This is a genomic window from Hyphomonas sp. CY54-11-8, assembly GCF_000682735.1.
Taxonomy (GTDB): domain Bacteria; phylum Pseudomonadota; class Alphaproteobacteria; order Caulobacterales; family Hyphomonadaceae; genus Hyphomonas.
Genome location: NZ_AWFD01000022.1, coordinates 1 through 1,370, shown reverse-complemented (window position 1 = coordinate 1,370; position 1,370 = coordinate 1). Strand labels below are relative to the sequence as shown.

The following is a 1,370-nucleotide window of genomic DNA, read 5'->3' as shown; positions in this document are numbered from 1 at the left end:
AGATGGGGTGGATGGCTCCTGCTCCCACCGCCGCAATGCGGCATACTGCGGTTCAGTCGGGAGCTGCAAATGAAAGGAGCCCAAAGATGCACGCCACCACAATCGGACTAGACCTGGCCAAGAACAACTTTCAAGTTCACGGAGTTGCTGACGATGGATCTGTCGTCTTCAACCGATCTTTGCGCCGCGCCCAGCTTCTAACGTTCTTCCAATCTCAGCAACCTTGCCTTGTTGGCATGGAGGCGTGCGCCACGAGTCACTACTGGGCCCGCGAGCTGACTGCGCTTGGCCATGAAGTCCGCCTTATGCCTCCAAACTACGTCAAGCCTTACGTCAAACGCGGCAAGTCGGACGCAGCGGACGCCGAAGCGATCTGCGAAGCTGTCACCCGACCATCTATGCGTACGGTTCCAGTTAAGTCAGTAAGCCAACAGTCCTTACTTTGTCAGCACCGCGCCAGGGAGCTATTGGTTGGGCAGCGCACGCAACTCTCCAATTCCATTCGTGGTCTGCTCGGAGAGTTCGGAGAAACGATCCGATCCGGAGCAGGTCATCTCCGAGATTTTGCGCAATCGATAAAAAACGGATCGATGCCCGATCTTCCTGCCGCCGCGCGACACGTGATTTCGGCATTGTGCGATCAACTCATCAACATTCACAATGCCATCTTGCTTTTGGACCGGCAAATCTATGCGGCGGGTCGCACTGATCATCGCATCAGATTGCTGAGGAGCATACCTGGTATCGGCCCAATTACCGCGTCAGCGATCGTGGCTACAATCGGCTCAGCCGACACATTCAAGAGCGGCCGAGATCTTGCCGCTTGGATCGGGCTAACGCCGATCAACAAGTCATCAGGCGGCAAGGAGCGCCTCGGCGGGATTTCAAAGAAGGGTGACAGGTACCTGCGGAAACTGCTTGTCGTCGGAATGACGTCGCGCATCGCGGCTGCAAGAGCGCATCCGGAACGAGCAGATCCGTGGATCACCAATATTCTACAGAGGAAGCCAGCACGCGTCGCTACGGTAGCGATTGCAAACAAAACTGCACGCATCGTATGGGCAGTACTATCGCGAGATGAGCCATATCTTGCGCGGGCCAGCGCCTAATTTTCTGGCTATCAGAAGGAATACAACGAACTTGCGAGGACTATGAGAAGTGATGGCAATCCGGGTCAGCCGGGAATCAAGACACCCCGCGTAGAGACAGGGACTTCAACCGTCCGCGTTGTAGAATGGGACTTGGTTCGCGGAAACCATCAGGGCCAGCGGCATATACGTCGCGAAAACAGGCCGGACACAAGTCAGCTTCCGACCAAGGCTTGCCGAAATTTCAAAAAGCCCTTGCAATGCAGGAGCCATCCACACAAG

At 55.8% G+C, this 1,370-nt stretch carries 1 protein-coding gene; it reads left to right on the top strand.

Features of this window, described 5'->3' with window-relative positions; genetic code table 11:
- Positions 1 to 86 precede the first annotated feature (86 nt).
- Positions 87 to 1,109, top strand: a complete 1,023-nt coding sequence (locus tag HY17_RS11215) for an IS110 family transposase (RefSeq protein WP_034766617.1) — start codon at positions 87 to 89, stop codon at positions 1,107 to 1,109.
- The last annotated feature ends 261 nt before the right edge of the window (positions 1,110 to 1,370 follow it).